We start from the raw sequence: 17,763 nt of genomic DNA on the forward strand, positions 1-17,763 counted from the left end.
ATGTAACCCGTTTGATTTTTTCTTCACACGGTGAGAGGCAGTTACCGCCAGTCACCGCCTTTTGCCCGTGACCGTTACTGCAGAGAGGACAGCGCGTTGTTCGCGTTTGCGCTCCCAATGGCCTCAGAAGAAGGCGGATTTATTCCGCCATCCGTATCCGATACTCACCTCCCGGACATTTTCCCGTGGTTCGCTGAGTACGGAACCGGTTTCGGCAAGCAGATGTTCATGATCGTGCTTTCGATCGTGCTCATTACTTGGTTCTTCACCGCGGCCATCAAGAACCCGAAGCTGGTTCCAAGCAAGACGCAGTACCTCGCCGAGTCCGGCTACGCTTTCGTGCGTAACGGAATTGGCCGCGACATCATTGGTGAGAAGAACTTCCGTCCTTGGATTCCTCTGCTGTTCGCGACCTTCTTCTTCGTCCTGCTGAATAACCTCTTCGGAGCAATCCCATTCCTGCAGATTCCATCGTTCTCACACGCTGGTTCTGCATATGCGATGGCCATCATCATCTACGGCACCTGGATTGCCGTAGGTTTGAAAAACCATGGTATTCGCTACTTCAAATTGGCAGTTGTTCCGTCCGGTGTTCCGGGCTGGATCATGCCACTGATGATTCCTTTGGAAATCATCTCTAACTTCATCGTTCGCCCGCTGACGCACTCGCTGCGTTTGATGGCAACGATGCTGGCCGGTCACATCATCGTGATGTTGGCAGCTTCCGGTGCTCGTCACCTGATTGTTGTTCAGGATTCCTTGGCTATGAATGGTCTTGGCGTCTTGGTCATCCTCGGATCGGTCGCAATGTACTTCCTGGAACTTCTGATCATGGTCCTGCAGGCCTTTGTTTTCACCCTGCTGACCGCGATCTACCTCCAGGGTGCAATTGAAGCCGACGCCCACTAAGGCCAACACTTCTTCCACCCACTAAAGATCTTCCTTGAATCGCTCAAGGAATACCTCACAACCTACCGGCAAAAGCCCGGTATCTTGAAAGGAACATAATCACATGTTGCATGGCTCCCTGAATATGATCGGCTACGGCCTGGCTGCAATTGGTTCGGCTATCGGCGTTGGCATGATCTTCGCTGCTTACATCAATGGTGTTGCTCGTCAGCCAGAAGCACAGCGCATCCTGCAGCCAATCGCAATGCTTGGCTTCGCACTTGCTGAAGCACTTGCAATTTTGGGCTTGGTCTTCGCCTTCGTCGTCGGCGCCTAGTCTTTTCGCAACTTGTAGTGGCCTCGCCACTATCGCGAGGCGTACACACAAAGCGGAAACTAGTAGATAAGGAATAGTGAGAATGAACAGCACTGATTTCATCCTCGCTGCGAGCGAATCGGTTAACCCGTTGTTGCCGAACCCGTGGGAGATTCTCGTCACGGGCGTTGGTTTCGCGGTCCTTCTGTTCATCGTCATCAAGGTAATTGCTCCGAAGTTCGAGCAGTCCTATGAAGATCGCGTCACCGCGATCGAAGGTGGCCTGGAGAAGGCTGAAGCAGCGCAGAAAGAAGCAGAAGAGACCTTGGCACTGTACAAGGCTCAGCTTCTCGAAGCCCGCACGGAAGCCAACCGCATCCGTGAGGAAGCTCGTAGCGAAGGCGCTCAGATCCTTGCAGATCTGAAGACCAAAGCAACCGATGAGGCTACTCGTATCACCGAGCAGTCGCACCGTCAGATTGAGGCAGAGCGCGTTGCTGCTCTGACTTCGCTCCGCACCGACGTGGGCGTATTGGCTACCGAGCTTGCAAGCAAGGTAGTTGACGAAGCTCTCAAGGACGATGCCCGTGCACAGCGCGTGGTTGATCAGTTCCTGACCGATTTAGAAGCTCAGCAGAACGCAGGTGCATCGAACTAATGGCAAGTGTATCGAGCGAGTCACTAGCAAAGGCTTTGGAGTTTTTAGAACCCAAGCTGGCACAGGCATCTATTGATCTGCCAAAGGAACTGTTCGCGGTCCTGGAAGTACTGGATGCAAATGCCGGTCTTCGCCGCGCAATGACTGATCCAGCCCGTGAAGTTGCCGATAAGGCAGGCCTTCTGGCACAGCTTTTGCGCGGAAAGGTTTCGGCTGATGCCGAGGCTACCGTTGCGCAGTTGGCTTCCACCCGCTGGAGCTCGGAACGCGACATTAGCGATGCGCTCGAAACGCTGGCAGTTACCGCGGTCTCCGCGGTAGCCGAGCAGCAGGACGGCGTTAATGGGCTGAACAAGCTGGAGCAGGATCTGTTCTCCTTCATCGAGGTAGTTCGTGCTAACCACGAGCTGCAGCGTGCGTTGGATGATGCTCAGGCCCCAGACGAGGCTAAGCGTGCACTGGCGCTCAAGCTCGTGCCTAACGCGTCGCAGACCGCGCAGGTTTTGATCTCCCAGGCTGTTTCAAACCCTCGCGGTTTGAAGCCAGCAGCTTTGGTTGCACGTTTTGTTGAGCTCGTGGCCAAGCGCCAGCAGCGTTGGATCGCTTCGGTGACCAGCACTGTGCAGCTCTCTGAGGCTCAGCTATCGCGTCTGGAGACCAGCCTGAACAAGCTTTACGGTCGTCAGCTTAAGCTCAATGCCACCACCGACCCATCGCTGGTCGGTGGACTGGTGGTCAAGGTTGGCGACGAAGTTGTCGACGCTTCCGTGGCATCACGCGTGGCCGACTTGCGCCGCGCCCTGGCTAGCTAGGTCTCATTGAAACCGGGAGTAATCCCGAATCCAATGTCCTAGCTACCAGGACCACAACAGACTTCATTCACATTCGATTCGTATCTTTTCTTTTCAGACACGAGTCACAATTTAGGAGAGCAGGGACTGCAGATGGCCGATTTGACCATCAATGCCAACGACGTCCGTAATGCCCTAAACGAGTTCGCATCTTCCTACGAACCGGGTAAGGCAGAGCGTACCGAGGTGGGACGCGTCGTCGCCGCGAGCGACGGCATCGCCAAGGTGGAAGGTCTTCCTTCCGTCATGGCCAACGAATTGCTGAAATTCGCTGATGGCACCCTGGGCCTAGCCCAGAACCTTGACACCCGCGAAATCGGTGTTGTTGTGCTTGGTGACTTCACCGGCATCGAAGCTGGCCAGAAGGTCGAGCGCACCGGCGAGATCCTTTCGGTTCCAGTCGGCGACGGCTACTTGGGCCGCGTGGTTGACCCACTGGGTGAGCCAATGGATAACCTGGGCCCAATTGAAGCCGAAGGCCGTCGTGCCTTGGAGCTTCAGGCACCAGGTGTCACTCAGCGCAAGAGCGTGCACGAGCCAATGCAGACCGGTCTGAAGGCTATCGACGCCATGATCCCGATCGGCCGTGGCCAGCGTCAGCTGATCATTGGTGACCGCCAGACCGGTAAGACCGCTATTGCGGTTGACACCATTCTGAACCAGCGCGCCAACTGGGCAACCGGAGACGAAACCAAGCAGGTTCGCTGCATCTACGTGGCTATCGGACAGAAGGCATCGACTATCGCTGCCGTTCGTCAGACCCTCGCAGATAAGGGTGCACTGGAATACACCACGATCGTGGCGTCCCCAGCATCTGACCCAGCAGGCTTCAAGTACCTGGCACCTTACGCAGGCTCGGCCATCGGCCAGCACTGGATGTACGGTGGCAAGCACGTTCTGATCGTCTTTGATGATCTGTCCAAGCAGGCTGAAGCTTACCGTGCGGTATCGCTGTTGCTGCGCCGTCCACCAGGACGCGAAGCTTACCCAGGCGACGTCTTCTACCTACACTCCCGTCTGCTTGAGCGTTGTGCCAAGCTTTCGGACGAGCTCGGTGCAGGTTCGATGACTGGTCTGCCAATCATCGAAACCAAGGCTAACGACGTAGGCGCGTTCATCCCGACCAACGTTATCTCGATTACCGATGGTCAGATCTTCTTGCAGTCGGACCTGTTCAACGCTAACCAGCGTCCAGCCGTCGATGTGGGCATCTCGGTGTCCCGCGTGGGTGGTTCGGCACAGGTCAAGGCCATGAAGAAGGTTTCCGGTACTTTGAAGCTTGAATTGGCTCAGTACCGCGACATGGCTGCCTTCGCGATGTTCGCCTCGGACCTGGATGCTGCTTCCAAGCAGCAGCTGACCCGTGGTGCACGTCTGATGGAGCTGCTCAAGCAGGGTCAGTACACCCCGTACCCGGTTGAAGATCAGGTCGTTTCGATCTGGTCGGGCACCAACGGTTACCTCGACGATGTCCCAGTGGAAGATGTTCAGCGTTTCGAAGCTGAATTCATCGACTACCTGCGTCACCGCACCGAGGTACTGAACGTGATCGGCCAGACCGGCAAGCTGGAGAACGAGACTCTGGAAGCCATGAAGACTGCGGTTGTAGACTTCAAGGCCGGATTCTTCGGTGACGGTGATGACCAGCTGGTCGCCGCCGGACACGAAGAGCACGACGCTCTCGATGCCGAGTCCGTTGACCAGGAAAAGATCGTCAAGCAGAAGCGCTGACAATTTCCTTCACGTTTTGGGGTGCGGCGTCGCTAGCGGCGCCACACCCCGAACGTAGGGAATAAGGAAAGGACACACATGGGAGCCCAGATTCGGGTCTACCGCCAGAAGATCGGATCGACTAAGTCGATGGCCAAGATCTTCAAGGCGATGGAACTGATTGCTGCATCCCGCATTGGTAAGGCACGTACGCGTGTTTCGGCTTCATTGCCGTATGCCAATGCGATTACCCGTGCAGTAACCGCCGTCGCGTCCCAGGCCGATGTCGAACACCCACTGACCACCGAGCCTGCACAGGTTCGACGGGCAGCCGTTTTGGTGATGACTTCGGACCGAGGACTTGCCGGGTCCTACTCCGCCAGCGTTCTGAAGCAGGCTGAGCACCTCGTGGAACTCCTGCGTGAGGATGGTAAGGAAGTCAAGACCTATTTGGTCGGCCGCAAGGCTCAGGCTTACTTCGATTTCCGTTCACGCGGATATGAGCGAGTGTGGACCGGGGATACCGATTCTCCGCGTTTCGAAACCGCACGCGAGCTGCGCGATATCCTCCTAGAGGATTTCGCCACCGACTACGAGCAGGGTGGCGTGGACGAAATCCACGTCGTATACACCCAGTTCAAGTCGATGGTTACGCAGGAACCGACGGTCATCCGTCTGTTGCCGTTGGAGGTTGTCGAGGATGATTCCGAGACTCCAACCGACGAGCTTTTGCCACTGTACGAGTTTGAGCCATCGCCGGAAGAAGTGCTGGACGCACTGCTTCCGCGATACATCGATTCTCGATTGTTCAATGCCCAGCTGCAGTCCGCAGCCTCGGAGCTTGCTGCACGTCAGCGCGCGATGAAGGCTGCAGGCGACAACGCCGGCGAACTGATCAAGAAGTTCACGCGATTGCTTAACAACGCCCGTCAGGCTGAAATCACCCAGGAGCTTTCGGAAATTATTGCCGGCGCAGACGCGCTGGACAGCTAAATTTCCGTTTCTCTCCGACCAGATAAGAAGTGAGAAAGATGACTGCCCAAATCAACGAGCAGGTTACCGCAGGGGCCACCGGCCGTATTGCCCGCGTGATTGGCCCGGTCGTGGACGTCGAGTTCCCTGCCGATGCACTGCCTTCAATCTACAACGCACTCACCGCAGAGCTAACCCTCAACGGTGTAACCAAAACTATTACCTTCGAAACCAGCCAGCACCTCGGTGAGGGCCTGGTCCGTGCGGTATCGCTTCAGGCCACTGACGGCCTGGTTCGCGGTGCCCAGGTGAAGGACACCGGCGCTTCGATCTCCGTCCCAGTAGGCGACGGCGTCAAGGGCCACATCTTCAACGTATTGGGCGATGCCCTAGACGTTGATAACTCGGAGATTCAGGTCACCGAGCGCTGGCCAATCCACCGCCCAGCACCGAAGTTCGCGGACCTTGAGGGTTCGACCGAGATGATGGAAACTGGCATCAAATCGATCGACCTTCTCACCCCTTACATCAAGGGTGGCAAGATTGGTCTGTTCGGCGGCGCAGGCGTGGGTAAGACCGTGCTGATCCAGGAAATGATCACCCGTGTTGCACGTAACTTCGGTGGTACTTCGGTATTCGCCGGTGTGGGCGAGCGCACCCGTGAAGGTAACGACCTCTGGGTCGAAATGGAAGAAGCCAACGTTCTGAAGGACACCGCCTTGGTGTTCGGCCAGATGGATGAGCCACCTGGAACTCGTTTGCGCGTGGCACTGTCGGCACTGACCATGGCGGAATACTTCCGCGATGTGCAGAACCAGGACGTGCTGCTGTTCATCGACAACATCTTCCGCTTCACCCAGGCCGGTTCCGAGGTGTCGACCCTGTTGGGCCGCATGCCTTCGGCCGTGGGTTACCAGCCGAACTTGGCCGATGAAATGGGTCTGCTGCAGGAACGCATCACCTCGACGAAGGGCCGCTCGATCACCTCGATGCAGGCAGTCTACGTCCCGGCCGATGACTACACCGACCCGGCTCCAGCAGCAACCTTCGCTCACTTGGATGCAACCACCGAGCTGTCGCGTGAAATCGCCTCGCGTGGTCTGTACCCAGCGATCGATCCGCTGACCTCGACCTCGCGCATCCTGGATCCGCAGTACATCGGACAGGATCACTACGATACCGCCATCCGTGTGAAGGCGATTCTGCAGAAGAACAAGGAACTTCAGGACATCATCGCGATCCTGGGTATCGACGAACTGGGCGAAGAAGACAAGATTGTTGTCGCCCGTGCACGTCGTATGCAGCAGTTCCTCTCGCAGAACACCTACACCGCGAAGCAGTTCACCGGTGTTGAGGGTTCGACCGTGGACATCAAGGACACCATCGAAGGCTTCAAGGCCATCGCCGATGGCGAATTGGACCACATTGCAGAGCAGGCGTTCTTCAACATCGGCGGTCTTGACGACGTCGAGCGCCAGTGGGCCGAAATCCAGAAGGCCAGCTAATTATGGCTGAGCTTCAGGTAGAAATCGTTGCGGCGGATCACTTCGTGTGGTCCGGCGCTGCGAAGCTGGTCAAGGCACGGTCGGTTGACGGCGAGATCGGCGTTTTGCCCGGTCACGTTCCGATGCTTTCGGTGCTTGCCTCTGGGGATCTGGAAATCGCTCCAGTTTCCGAAGCTCGCTTCACGGTGCAGATCGACGGAGGATTCTTCTCAGTCGATTCGGACCGCGTAGTGATCGTCGCCGATAACGCTGTGATTGGTACCGCAGCGTAGGCGAACCATTGATTGAGATAACCGCACCAGTTCTGCTCGCACTGCTCGTTTTGACGTGCATCGTGCTGTTCTTCGGGGCCATGGCCGTGCGCCGCATTCAACTGCGGCGCACGCTGGGCACCTTCGACGCCTCCATCCTCACGCCGAAAGGCCGGTGGATGATGGTGATCGCCCGCTACGGCGGGGGACATGTGGATCTGTTGCGGTTTTTCTCTGTCTCCCCGGTGCCGCGTTTTGTACTGCAGCGCCACGGACTAGACCTCAATGGTTGGCGCCGGCCAACGGCGAACGAAGCGATGCTAATTCCCCCGGGATTTATCATCGTGCAACTGGTACAGGCCGGCGAAGATCGGGAACTGGCCATGGATTACCGTGACTACACCGGTTTTTCCGCCTGGCTTGAAGCCGGGCCGATCGCCGGTAGCTGGCAAATCTAAGTTTTTCTGCGGGGCCCACCCGCAGCACGAATCCCGCCGCATGGCACCTATTAGGTGTTATGCGACGGGATTTTTTGCGTGGGGGTAATTTTGTTTTAGAGTACCTGGCCGTTGCGGATGACCTGGTGCAGCTCCAGCTGGGCGTCGAGTACCACCACATCGGCGCAGAAACCGTAATGCAGCGAGCCTACCTCGTCGGCCAGGCCGATCAGCGAGGCGGGGATGGAGGTCGCGGACTCGACCGCGCGGGTGAGCGCGATACCGGCGCTGACCGTACAGCGCAACACCTCAAGTAGCGTGGCGGTGCCCCCGGCCAGCGAACCGTCGGCAAGGCGGGCTTGGCCGTCGCTGACGGTGACCTTGGCCGGGCCTAAGGTGTACTGCCCGTCGGAAAGTCCGGTAGCGGACATCGAATCGCTGACCAGCACCACACGGTGGCCACCGATGAGGTTAAACACCAATCGCACGGTCTCCGGGGACAGGTGGACATCGTCGGCGATCAATTCGAGGTAGGCGTTGCCTCGCGCGGCTTCTTCCAGGCAGGCGGCTACCGGACCCGGCTCACGGTGATGCAGCGAGGGCATGCCGTTAAACAGGTGGGTGACGGTCGGCTTTTCGGTGAAGCCATCCACGCCGGCGTTTTGAAGCTGTTCGCGGGCGAACTGTAGTGAGGTGGCGGTGACCTGCGCACTGGCGTTGGTATGGCCCAGTGAGGGCACCACACCGAGTGCGACTAGCTGTTCGATGAGCTCCTCGCTGCCAGGGCGTTCGGGTGCGTAGGTCATCGTGCGCAGCTGGCCACGACTGGCGGAGATCAACTCGTCGATAAATTCTGGATCCGGATCGCGCAGGAATCGTGGGTCTTGGGCGCCGCAGCGGGCCTCGGAGAGGAACGGACCTTCGGCGTGGATGCCGGCGATCTTTCCGGCCTCGGCGAATTCGGCAAGGATTTCCGCGGCGCGCAGCATTTCTGCCGGTTCGGCGGTGACCAATGAGGCCAGCAACGTGGTGGTGCCTGCGCGGTGCAGGTAGTCCAGGGCGTCGGAGACCTGTCCGTGTTCCGGGTTAGCGAAGTCCGCGCCCAGCGCCCCGTGGTTGTGCAGGTCGATGAGCCCGGGGATCAGGATGGAACCGAGTGGCACCGGGTGCTCGGGGAATTGGTCGGCGTCGGACTGGGTGAGCCAGTCATCGCGGCTACCGGCAAAACGGATGCGATCGTCCTCGATGGCCAATGCGCCATCGCTGATTTTCTGCCCGTCGGAGATGAGCGTGGCGAAGATGGCGTAACGCGAAGCGGTATTCATGTACCTAGCTTAGAAGAGTCTGCCCGAAGAGTCATCGATTCCGCGCATTGCATCGTAATCTAGGGTCAGGCAGCGGATTCCGCGGTCCTCGGCCAGGGTGCGCGCCTGTGGTTTGATCTGTTGGGCGGCGAAGACTCCGGTGACCGGCTTGAGCAGCGGGTCGCGGTTGAGCAGTTCTAGGTACCGGGTGAGTTGTTCCACCCCGTCGATGTCGCCGCGGCGTTTAAGCTCCACGGCCACCGCGGCGCCCGAAGCATCGCGGGCCAGGATGTCTACCGGGCCGATCGCGGTCATATATTCGCGGCGTACCAGCCGGTGCCCGGTGCCCAAAAGTTCGATCTGTTCGGCCAGCAGGCGTTGCAGATCGGCCTCCACACCATCTTTGATCAGCCCCGGGTCGGTCCCCAACTCGTGGGCCGAATCGTGTTCGATGGAGTGGAAGTAAATGGTCAGCTTGTCATCGGTCTTCGCGCTGGAGACGTTCCAGACGCTGAGCGCGCCAAGTGCGGCGGCGTCCTCATCGGGACTCGCCTCACGTAATACCAGCGGCGGATTCATCCAGTTCAGCGGCTTGTAACTGCCGCCGTCGGAGTGGATCAACACCGAACCATCGGCCTTGACCATAATCAGCCGGGTAGCTAGGGGGAGGTGGGCTCGAAGACGGCCCTCGTAATCTACTGAACACTTTGCAACCACTAAACGCACGCGATCAAGCCTACCGCTAAGCCGGCGAGGTTTGCGACCCGATCTGCGCGCAGTTCGTCTGCGGGGCCGGCGATACGGCATGATTAAAGGCATGCCACGCTCGAACCGTCCACGCCGCTCCAGCGGACCCGCCGCAAAATCCAGGTCGCGATCCGCGGGGCCAACCCGTGATCAGGGCGCGGAAGATGACTGGATGCAGCGCGCCCGCTACGGGGTGGCAAAGTTGCAAGATGCCCCCGATGGGCAGTGGCATGTGCGCAAGGTTTCCCCGCTGAACGCGCAAAAAACCTATACCTGCCCGGGCTGTCATCGGCCGATTACCCCCGGGGTGGCTCACCTGGTGACCTGGCGGGCCGATCATTGGTCCGGTGATGAGGCGGCGGCCGGAAACCGTCGGCATTGGCATCCGAACTGCTGGGAATCGCGCTCCTACCGGTACTGAGTTGTGCCCGGTGTGCGCACGGATCGGACATTAAAGCCGGTCTTGGCGGGCGATGAACACCTCACGCAGCAAAATCATGGCGCTGGCGGCGACCGGAATGGCCATCAGCGCGCCGGTGATGCCCACCAGTGTGCCGCCGGCGATTACCGAGATCACCGCGACCGCGCCGGGGACCGCGACCGCCTTGTTCATAATGCGCGGGGAGATGAAGTACGCCTCGACCTGAAGGTAACCGAAGTAGCAGATCGCGTAGATCAGCGCGGGTTGCCAGCCTAGGGTGAGCGTGACCAGGGTGACCAAGACCCCGGCGATCACCGCTCCGACCAGCGGAATGAAGGCGAGCATCGCGACCAATAAGGTCAGCAAGGCCGCAAAGGGGACCTTCAGCAGTGTCATCAAAATAAGCGCGACCGAGGCGTTGAGCACCGCGACGCTGGCCTGACCCATCACATAATTACCCACCGAGCGGGTGATGCGCGTGATGATCTGATCGGCGCGGTTGCGCTTGGAACGCGGGACCAGGCGCAGCGAGAAAGACATCATGCCCGGCAGCGAGGCGAGGAAGTAGATCGCCAACACCAGCACGATCAGCACCCCGAACATCGACTGCGCGACGGTCTGCGACACGCCCAAGACGCCACCGAATACATTGGTGACCGCGCCGGAATCGCCAAAGAAGCGTTCGACCTCGGTATTAATGCGCGACGAGACCGCGTATTGCGCGTCGATTTGCTTGACCCAGGCACTGTTTAAGAAGTTATCCACGATCTCCGGGGCGCGCGAGATGAATTGGGTGATCTGCGCGATCAGGGTAGGAATGATCAGCGCCATGAAGCCGCCAAAAATTGCGAGCAGGCCCACCATTGTGCTGGTCACCGCCAGCGGACGGTTCAGCCCGCGGCGCATCAGGAAGCGCACCACCGGGTCGAGGCCCAGTGCGATGAACAGCGCGATCGAAATCCAGGTGATCAGCGAGCCGACATTTGTCAGCAGGTAGTAGCCGGCCAGCGCGATGCCGACGCCGATGGTGCCAAGAAATCCCATGGAGATCGGGTGTAACGCAGGGATCGGCTGGGGAGTATCGGTTTCGCTCTCGGGTAGTTCATCAAGTGCACCGGGGTGGTTCGGGGCTTTGAACAGTGAGTTGACCGTGCGCGAGAGCCGACGCGCCCAGCGGGTAGTGGCAGAACGACTCTCGGCGGGATCTTCGGGATCTGCCTCGGCTGCGGGCCGCGGTGATGAGCCGTGGGAATGCGCGCCGGTGGCCGGGGATGTGTGAGGTGAGCCGGGCGCCGGGCCGCTAGCTTTGGGGATTGGCGGCTGCCCGGAGGGTGTGGCGGACTGTGTGGGGTGTGCCGGTTCGCTGGCCGGGCCTTGTGCGGCGTGGTGCTTTGCCGCATCGCCGCGCTGATCGGGCGACTGATTACTGTCCATGGCACTGAGCATACCGCTCGGCGAGCGTGACAAAGTGCTCTATGACACCCCGACATGTGCATTTGAGGCAGTTCACAGTCTGTTCTCGGAACCATTGGGGCTAAGGACTCGTTAGACTTGTGAAAGAACAGCTGTGACCGTTGGCGAATAGGTGAAGTCGTGCGAAAAGTTATCTCCGTGATCGCGATCCTACTGGGGGCAATTGCCCTGGTAGTAGGCATCGGACAGAAGACCTTTTGGGCCCCGCCCGAAACGGTCACCGCAAGCATGCCAGAGTTTAAGGAAGAGTCGCCGCTGACGGTTATTCAACCCTCGGTGCAGAACCCGGGCTCCGAGCCGGTGGAACTGGTGATCACCGGCAAGGGCGAATTTACCGCCTCGCTGGCGCGCAGTTATGACGTGGAAGCCTGGGTGGGCGACGCTGCCCACGTGGAGCTGACCGGTGTGGATCGCGAAAATCATCAGCTGATCGCCGAGCGCATCGATGGGGAGAAGAAGACTCCGAACCCCGCAGGAGATGACCTGTTCTTCGATTCGCAGAAGGCCGATGGCACGATGACCTACCGCTGGACCGCCCCGGATGACGGTGACTGGTCGCTGCTGCTGGCAGCCGACGGCACCAAGGCGGCGCCCAGTGAGATCTCGGTGACCTACGCCAACGATGACGCCATGCCATGGGCGTTGCCACTGATCATCATCGGTGCACTGCTGTTGGTACTCGGTGTGGCACTGCTGGTGATGCGCGTGATCAAGCCGGCTAAATCGGCTAACTCCGGGCGTCGGGCAGAAACCGCGGTAGCAAATACTAAGAACGGACCGACGAAGCAGAATTCGCTCGCGGTTGCCGCGGTGCTGGCCCTCGCGGTGAGCGGAATTAGCGTACCGATGGCGCCGACCAGCGATAAGCCATCGGACTCGCCAAAAGCCTCTGAATCTGCGTCGGCCTCTGAATCTGCGTCGGCCTCGGCAAAACCTTCGGAATCTACTGCGGAGGAAAAGCCGAGCTACCCGGTACTCACCGAAGAACAGCTGCAGCGCGTGCTCAGCGACGTGGAGAAGCAGATCGGCAAGGCCGACGAGAAGAACACCAAGAAGGATTTGGACTCGCGCGCCTCCGGTGCCTTTAAGGACCTGCGCACCAAGCGTTACGACATCCTCAACGACAAGATCAAGATCGCTAAGCCACTGGCGCTGAAGACCTCGGTCATTCGTTCGGCCGCGGTGCCTAATAGCTCCGAGGCGAAGTTCCCGCGCGTGATCACCGTGGTGACCGCGAAGGATTCCGATCCGGCCACCTTGCCAATCGCGTTGACCCTGCAACAGAACAGTGCCCGGGATAACTACAAGCTCACCTTCGCGGCGCAGATGCTGCCGAACTCAACCTTCCCCGGGATTGCGGTCGGTGACCCATCGGTGACGCAGCTCGACGCCAATGCCGAGGGGCTGAAGGTGAAGCCAAAAGACGCGCTGACGCAGCTGGCCGACGTGCTGACCAACGAAAAGTCCAAGCGCAAGGACAACTTCGCGGAATCCGAATTTATTAAGGCGATCCACTCCGGGCAGAAGGCCGAGCAGAAGGATGCCAAGGAGGCGAAGGTGAAGTACTCGCGCACGGTCACCGATAAGGACACCCAAGTGGTTTCCACTCCTGATGGCGGGGCGATCGTCACCGGTCGACTGAACCAGAAGGCAGTCTTTGAACGCACCGAGGATGCCGACCCATTGGAGAGCGCCGACGAGCTGACCAAGAAGCTGCTTGGATCGAGCACCTCAAACGGTAACGTAGAGATCACGTACGCCGAACCGGTGATGATGTACATCCCCGCATCCGGTAACGACGACAAGATTCAGCTGGTCGCCAGCGAGGTTTCGTTGCTGAGCGTCAAGCAGGTGGAGGAAAACTAATGACTGAACCACATATCCCTTCCGCGCGCGGAGCCATCGACCTCGGCGCGCTGGCAAGTTCCGGGCCACAGGCCACCGAGTCAGATAGCGCGGCTGCGACAGTTGCCAGCTGGACGATGAACCTTGATGAGGCCGCGTTCCAGCCGTTTGTTGCCCTGTCTCAGCGGGTTCCGGCGATCGTCTCCCTGGGCTCGCCGCGCGTGCAGGTTTCGGTCGATCTTGATGCTGCGCTCAAAACCCTCGTCGATCGCCGTGCCGGCAAGATGGTGCTCGGTGTGGTCGACGCGGAGAAGTACCCAAATATCGCTAAGGCCTTCAACGCCGAGCAGATCCCGATGGTGATCGCGCTGGTCAACGGGCAGCCGGTGCCTTTGTTCCAAGGTCCGGCAGCTGCCGAACAGATCGACCAGGTGCTCAACCAGCTGGCCGAACTGGCGACGCAGCAGGGGCTTGGCGGGAGCGTTCCGGCGTTCTCCGGTGACAGCGGCGAAGCAGAACTGCCGCCGTTGCATCAGAAGGCGGTGGATGCGATCGACGCCGGTGATTATGCGGCCGCGGAGGCCGCATACCTCGAAGCTTTGGCCGAAAAGCCTAATGATCACGACGCGCAGGTGGGCGTGTATCAGGTGCGTTTGCTTTCGCGTACGGCAAATCTTGATTTGAACGATTCGCGCGCCGCGGCGGCAGCGAACCCCGATGATCTTGACATGCAGCTCAACGTTGCCGACCTGGATTTGGTCGGCGGGCATGTGGAAGACGCCTTCGCGCGGTTGGTTACGTTGATTTCCCGACTGGCCGATGAGGACCGTGAGCGTGTGCGTCGTCGGTTGATTGAACTGTATGCGGTGATCGGCAACGCCGATCCGCGCGTGGCAGCTTCGCGCCAGAAATTATCTCGCGTGCTCTTCTAACCCGTGCAGCTTTACCCGTCGTAGAGGCGACCGGCCACATTTTTAGCTGATGTGGCCGGTCGCCTTTTTTGCGCCCTGACGTGGCATCCCCATCGATTGGGCTCCGCCCTAGCAGAGCGCTGGGCTTCGAGATTAACTCCAAAGGATGATGCGAGTTGACTTGGGCGATTGATAGTCTCGAAACATGAATAGCATGGCGCTCGAAATTAGAAATCTTGCCAAGCAGTTTGGCGACAAGGTGGCGGTGAATAACGTCAGCCTTCAGGTGCCCACCGGATCCTTTTACGGACTGGTCGGACCCAATGGGGCGGGTAAAACCACGATGTTATCGATGGCCACCGGGTTGCTACGCCCGGACCAGGGAAGTGCACTAGTCAACGGCGTAGATATCTGGGCCGCTCCACACGAGGCCAAGGCTACGCTAGGCGTACTTGCCGATGGGGTACGTCAGTTTGACCGGCTGACCGGACGGCAGCTGGTGACCTATGCCGGACTGCTGCGCGGCATGGATCGCGAGGAAGTGGCCACGCGCACCGAAGATTTGCTACGCGTGATGGACCTCGGCGAGGACGGCGACAAGCTCGTCGTAGATTACTCCGCAGGTATGACGAAGAAGATTTCCCTGGCGACCGCGATGATTCACTCACCGAAGCTGCTGGTGCTCGATGAGCCTTTCGAGGCGGTGGACCCGGTGTCGGCGGCGAATATCCGCGACATCCTCAATGACTATGTGTCCTTTGGCGGCACCGTGATCGTCTCCAGCCACGTGATGGACCTGGTGCAGCGGATGTGCTCGCACGTGGCGGTCATCGACGGCGGCATGCTTAAAGCCTCCGGATCGGTGGACGAGGTACGCGACGGCATGAGCCTCGAAGATCGCTTTGTGGATCTGGTCGGCGGGCGCGGAACCAGCGAAGGGCTGTCATGGTTGCGCACCTCCTAAGGCTGAAGTTACGGCTGCTAGGCAACGGGTTTAAACGAAGCCCCTGGCAACTGGTGGGCGTGATCATCGGTGGGCTCTACGCGCTAGGGATCGTGGTGATGCTTTCGCTGGCCGGCTGGTTTACCGCCGACCAAAGTGATCTGCGCGGCTGGGTAGCTATTCTGGCCGGATCGGTGATCGTGCTGGGCTGGGCGGTGATTCCGCCGTTGATTACCGGTGTGGATCTAACCCTTGAACCACAGCGCTTTGTGCACTTTGGGATCGAAGAAAAGACATTGGCGCGCGGGCTGATCCTGGCCGGGTTCATCTCCATCCCGGCGGCGTTGACGCTGCTCGCCGCCCTAGGGTTCTCCACGATCTGGCGGCTTGACCCGGCGGTGTTCGTGGTCGGGCTGCTCTGTGCGGTGGGTACCTGGCTGATGGCAATGTTCGCCTGTCAGTACCTGACGATCGTGGCCACCGCGCTGCGTGCCAAGCGACGCTTCCGCGAATTGTCCTTTGCCTTGTTGTTCCTATTGCTGGTTGGCCTGGGGCCGATCTTCAGTACCATCGGCTCAAACGCGGAATCTATCTTTGAAGTGTTGGTGCCGATTTCCGCGGTGCTCGGCTACACCCCCTTGGGTGCTTTTGCTGCGGTGCCCGGCGCGTTGGCTGCCGGGGAGATGGGCATGACTGCGATGTATGCCGGCCTAGCTCTGGTGTACCTGATCGGACTGTACTTCTTGCTCACCCGGGCTACCGGTAAGGCGACGGTGACTCCTCCTGCGGCGCAGCGTGCGTCGAGCGCCAAAGGCTTGGGCTTCTTCAAACTCACCCCGGCTACACCCGCCGGTGCGGTGGCCGCTCGCGCCCTGACCTATTGGTTCAAGGACCCGCGCTACGCACTGAGTGTGATCATGGTGCCGATGTTGCCGGTGATCTTCTACTTTGCCGGTGGATCTACCGGTAGCTACACGATGATGCTGTTGTTGGGACCGATGATCGGCATCCTGATGGGGTTTGCGATCTCCGCCGATGTGTCTTATGACAACACCGCCTTTGCGTTGCATGTGCTCACCGGCGTCTCGGGCAAGGCCGATCGTTTGGGACGCGTGATGGCCTGCTTCGTGCTGGTGATCGTGCCGCTGATTTTGGCCGCGGTACTTCCTGCCGCGCTGACCGGTCAGCCGTGGCGCATCCCCGGAGACTTGGGGCTGTCGCTCGGCGCATTCTTGATTGCGCTGGGTGTTTCCTCGATCGCCTCGGCCCGCTACACCTACGCGGTACCGCTGCCGGGAGATAACCCGATGAAAACTCCACCGGGAAGTGGAGCGCGTGTGGCGGTGACTCAGCTTGCGACCTTCGGCATCATGGGTGTGCTGCTGATTCCGACGCTGATTCCGTACATCACCGGTTGGGTGATGCACTCGTCGTTGGCCGGATACATTAGCTTGGCCGTAGGGCTGATTACCGGTTCGCTGATGCTGTTCTTTGGCATCCGGATTGGTGGCAGGACTATGGATCAACGTGCGCCTGAGCTGATGCAGTCGGTCATGATCAACCGCTAGAGGTACCCAGCGACTACGCCCGCAGCGCTCGGACCGGAGAAATCTGGTTCGAGGGCTGCGGGCGTTGTCGCGTTTTAGGGGGCGTTTCGACTGAGTCGTTTCGAGTGGGGTCCGACGCGGTATTGCCCTCGCTGACCGGCGGGGTCAATCCCAGTAAGTATTACGCCGCGGTAACTGTTCCGGGTCAATATGCTTCGGCAAAATCACGTGCGGTAGCCCGTCAACCACCACAATCTTGATCCGACCCGAATCAGCATCCATATGCGCACCCCGGCACAGGCCACTCAAATTGATCAACTTCGTTTCGCCGCCCATCCACCACGGATCAATATGATGGAACTCAATCTTCTCCGGTGGCTCGGTACAACCAGGCACAATACACCCATGATCACGCGCGAGCACCGCGCGTTTGAGTTTCTCCGGCACCAACCGTTGAGCTCGACCATAATCGAGCAGTTCACTCTTCGAATTGAACACTGCCGGGATGATATCTGCTTCGCATAACAACCGTCTCAAATCCCCGGGCGGAAGTTTCACCCCGTGGGCGGTGCGGGCATCTCCGGAGGCGAGGTCCTGCAAATTTTCGAGCTTCAAATGCACCAGGACTTCAGGTCTGATCCGTTGGCTACCACCCCCGGTCGTGGGGATTGTGGTGAGGATGTCCATCAACGCGTTGAGCGCTCGTTCGGGGACCGTAGCTGGGCGTTCCATGGTTTCTGGTTCCCAGATTGCTTCCTCCTGTGCCCCTTCGGGTAAGAAATCCAGGATGCTGGGTTCTACTGTGGGTTCTGCTGGGGTTGTCTGCTCTGGTGCTTCGTCTTGTGGTTCTGGTGTGGTGGTTGGCTCAGCAGCAGCAGCGGGTGCGGGTTCGGCAATAGCTTGCTCAGTGGAGGAAGAGTCCGTAGCACTAGCCGACTCATCAACCGGGCCGGCCTGGGGAGGCCGGTTGACCCGAGCCTGCGC

Annotated in this window: 18 protein-coding genes; 14 read left to right on the forward strand and 4 right to left on the reverse strand. The window is 59.4% G+C overall.

Translation table 11 applies throughout. The features are described from left to right. Nucleotides 1-117 precede the first annotated feature (117 nt). From atpB to CIK74_RS11965, 9 genes are all read left to right on the forward strand, one after another. A complete protein-coding gene (atpB, locus tag CIK74_RS11925) occupies nt 118-909 on the forward strand; it encodes a F0F1 ATP synthase subunit A (RefSeq protein WP_096256439.1) in 792 nt (263 codons plus the stop codon). A gap of 103 nt (nt 910-1,012) precedes the next feature. Next, nucleotides 1,013-1,225 (forward strand): hypothetical protein, encoded by a 213-nt coding sequence (locus CIK74_RS11930; protein ID WP_096256440.1) that lies wholly within the window; start codon nt 1,013-1,015, stop codon nt 1,223-1,225. Nucleotides 1,226-1,307: 82 nt separating this feature from the next. Further along, a complete protein-coding gene (locus CIK74_RS11935) occupies nt 1,308-1,862 on the forward strand; it encodes a F0F1 ATP synthase subunit B (protein ID WP_096256441.1) in 555 nt (184 codons plus the stop codon). Continuing rightward, the gene (locus CIK74_RS11940) at nt 1,862-2,674 is read left to right on the forward strand and encodes a F0F1 ATP synthase subunit delta (protein WP_096256442.1); all 813 of its coding nucleotides are present in this window, start codon (nt 1,862-1,864) and stop codon (nt 2,672-2,674) included. Before CIK74_RS11935 ends, CIK74_RS11940 begins: the two co-directional genes overlap by 1 nt. Nucleotides 2,675-2,806: 132 nt before the next feature. After that, nucleotides 2,807-4,444 (forward strand): F0F1 ATP synthase subunit alpha, encoded by a 1,638-nt coding sequence (atpA, locus tag CIK74_RS11945; RefSeq protein WP_096256443.1) that lies wholly within the window; start codon nt 2,807-2,809, stop codon nt 4,442-4,444. A 78-nt stretch (nt 4,445-4,522) separates the two neighbouring features. Next, entirely contained in the window at nt 4,523-5,416 is an 894-nt protein-coding gene (locus tag CIK74_RS11950; RefSeq protein WP_096256444.1) for a F0F1 ATP synthase subunit gamma, read from the forward strand. A gap of 38 nt (nt 5,417-5,454) precedes the next feature. Continuing rightward, nucleotides 5,455-6,900 (forward strand): F0F1 ATP synthase subunit beta, encoded by a 1,446-nt coding sequence (gene atpD / locus CIK74_RS11955; RefSeq protein ID WP_096256445.1) that lies wholly within the window; start codon nt 5,455-5,457, stop codon nt 6,898-6,900. A gap of 2 nt (nt 6,901-6,902) precedes the next feature. Next, nucleotides 6,903-7,172, forward strand: a complete 270-nt coding sequence (locus CIK74_RS11960; protein ID WP_096256446.1) for a F0F1 ATP synthase subunit epsilon — start codon at nt 6,903-6,905, stop codon at nt 7,170-7,172. An 8-nt stretch (nt 7,173-7,180) separates the two neighbouring features. Further along, the gene (locus tag CIK74_RS11965; RefSeq protein ID WP_096256447.1) at nt 7,181-7,609 is read left to right on the forward strand and encodes a DUF2550 domain-containing protein; all 429 of its coding nucleotides are present in this window, start codon (nt 7,181-7,183) and stop codon (nt 7,607-7,609) included. Nucleotides 7,610-7,704: 95 nt separating this feature from the next. Here the strand turns inward: CIK74_RS11965 and CIK74_RS11970 are convergent, their stop codons facing one another. Both CIK74_RS11970 and nucS read right to left on the reverse strand, forming a co-directional pair. Next, the gene (locus CIK74_RS11970; RefSeq protein ID WP_096256448.1) at nt 7,705-8,913 is read right to left on the reverse strand and encodes an N-acetylglucosamine-6-phosphate deacetylase; all 1,209 of its coding nucleotides are present in this window, start codon (nt 8,911-8,913) and stop codon (nt 7,705-7,707) included. A gap of 9 nt (nt 8,914-8,922) precedes the next feature. Continuing rightward, complete coding sequence (gene nucS, locus CIK74_RS11975) at nt 8,923-9,618, reverse strand: endonuclease NucS (RefSeq protein WP_096256449.1); 696 nt, start codon at nt 9,616-9,618, stop codon at nt 8,923-8,925. A gap of 91 nt (nt 9,619-9,709) precedes the next feature. Between nucS and CIK74_RS11980 the strand changes: the two genes are divergently transcribed. Further along, a complete protein-coding gene (locus tag CIK74_RS11980; protein WP_096256450.1) occupies nt 9,710-10,060 on the forward strand; it encodes an ATP/GTP-binding protein in 351 nt (116 codons plus the stop codon). A gap of 30 nt (nt 10,061-10,090) precedes the next feature. Here the strand turns inward: CIK74_RS11980 and CIK74_RS11985 are convergent, their stop codons facing one another. Beyond that, a complete protein-coding gene (locus tag CIK74_RS11985) occupies nt 10,091-11,494 on the reverse strand; it encodes an AI-2E family transporter (protein WP_240520534.1) in 1,404 nt (467 codons plus the stop codon). Nucleotides 11,495-11,653: 159 nt separating this feature from the next. Here CIK74_RS11985 and CIK74_RS11990 point away from each other — a divergent pair, with 159 nt between their 5' ends. The 4 genes from CIK74_RS11990 to CIK74_RS12005 all read left to right on the forward strand — a co-directional run bounded on the left by CIK74_RS11990 (nt 11,654) and on the right by CIK74_RS12005 (nt 16,800). Then, entirely contained in the window at nt 11,654-13,399 is a 1,746-nt protein-coding gene (locus tag CIK74_RS11990) for a hypothetical protein (protein WP_096256451.1), read from the forward strand. Then, nucleotides 13,399-14,310, forward strand: coding sequence for a tetratricopeptide repeat protein (locus CIK74_RS11995; protein WP_096256452.1), 912 nt, complete (start codon nt 13,399-13,401; stop codon nt 14,308-14,310). The genes CIK74_RS11990 and CIK74_RS11995 overlap by 1 nt, the downstream gene beginning before the upstream one ends. A gap of 184 nt (nt 14,311-14,494) precedes the next feature. Continuing rightward, entirely contained in the window at nt 14,495-15,253 is a 759-nt protein-coding gene (locus tag CIK74_RS12000; protein WP_096256453.1) for an ABC transporter ATP-binding protein, read from the forward strand. Further along, complete coding sequence (locus CIK74_RS12005; protein WP_096256454.1) at nt 15,235-16,800, forward strand: transporter; 1,566 nt, start codon at nt 15,235-15,237, stop codon at nt 16,798-16,800. Before CIK74_RS12000 ends, CIK74_RS12005 begins: the two co-directional genes overlap by 19 nt. A gap of 144 nt (nt 16,801-16,944) precedes the next feature. Here CIK74_RS12005 and CIK74_RS12010 read toward each other — a convergent pair. After that, nucleotides 16,945-17,763: HNH endonuclease signature motif containing protein (locus CIK74_RS12010; RefSeq protein WP_141392942.1), on the reverse strand; the 819-nt coding region annotated here is incomplete at its 5' end.

It is taken from the genome of Glutamicibacter sp. BW77 (assembly GCF_002332285.1).
GTDB classification, from domain to species: Bacteria; Actinomycetota; Actinomycetes; order Actinomycetales; family Micrococcaceae; genus Glutamicibacter; species Glutamicibacter bergerei.

Coding starts and splice junctions, on each gene's coding strand:
- atpB (WP_096256439.1), top strand. CDS start 118: ATGGCCTCAGAAGAAGGCGGATTTATTCCGCCATCCGTATCCGATACT.
- CIK74_RS11930 (WP_096256440.1), top strand. CDS start 1,013: ATGTTGCATGGCTCCCTGAATATGATCGGCTACGGCCTGGCTGCAATT.
- CIK74_RS11935 (WP_096256441.1), top strand. CDS start 1,308: ATGAACAGCACTGATTTCATCCTCGCTGCGAGCGAATCGGTTAACCCG.
- CIK74_RS11940 (WP_096256442.1), top strand. CDS start 1,862: ATGGCAAGTGTATCGAGCGAGTCACTAGCAAAGGCTTTGGAGTTTTTA.
- atpA (WP_096256443.1), top strand. CDS start 2,807: ATGGCCGATTTGACCATCAATGCCAACGACGTCCGTAATGCCCTAAAC.
- CIK74_RS11950 (WP_096256444.1), top strand. CDS start 4,523: ATGGGAGCCCAGATTCGGGTCTACCGCCAGAAGATCGGATCGACTAAG.
- atpD (WP_096256445.1), top strand. CDS start 5,455: ATGACTGCCCAAATCAACGAGCAGGTTACCGCAGGGGCCACCGGCCGT.
- CIK74_RS11960 (WP_096256446.1), top strand. CDS start 6,903: ATGGCTGAGCTTCAGGTAGAAATCGTTGCGGCGGATCACTTCGTGTGG.
- CIK74_RS11970 (WP_096256448.1), bottom strand. CDS start 8,913: ATGAATACCGCTTCGCGTTACGCCATCTTCGCCACGCTCATCTCCGAC.
- CIK74_RS11980 (WP_096256450.1), top strand. CDS start 9,710: ATGCCACGCTCGAACCGTCCACGCCGCTCCAGCGGACCCGCCGCAAAA.
- CIK74_RS11985 (WP_240520534.1), bottom strand. CDS start 11,494: ATGGACAGTAATCAGTCGCCCGATCAGCGCGGCGATGCGGCAAAGCAC.
- CIK74_RS11995 (WP_096256452.1), top strand. CDS start 13,399: ATGACTGAACCACATATCCCTTCCGCGCGCGGAGCCATCGACCTCGGC.
- CIK74_RS12000 (WP_096256453.1), top strand. CDS start 14,495: ATGAATAGCATGGCGCTCGAAATTAGAAATCTTGCCAAGCAGTTTGGC.
- CIK74_RS12005 (WP_096256454.1), top strand. CDS start 15,235: ATGGTTGCGCACCTCCTAAGGCTGAAGTTACGGCTGCTAGGCAACGGG.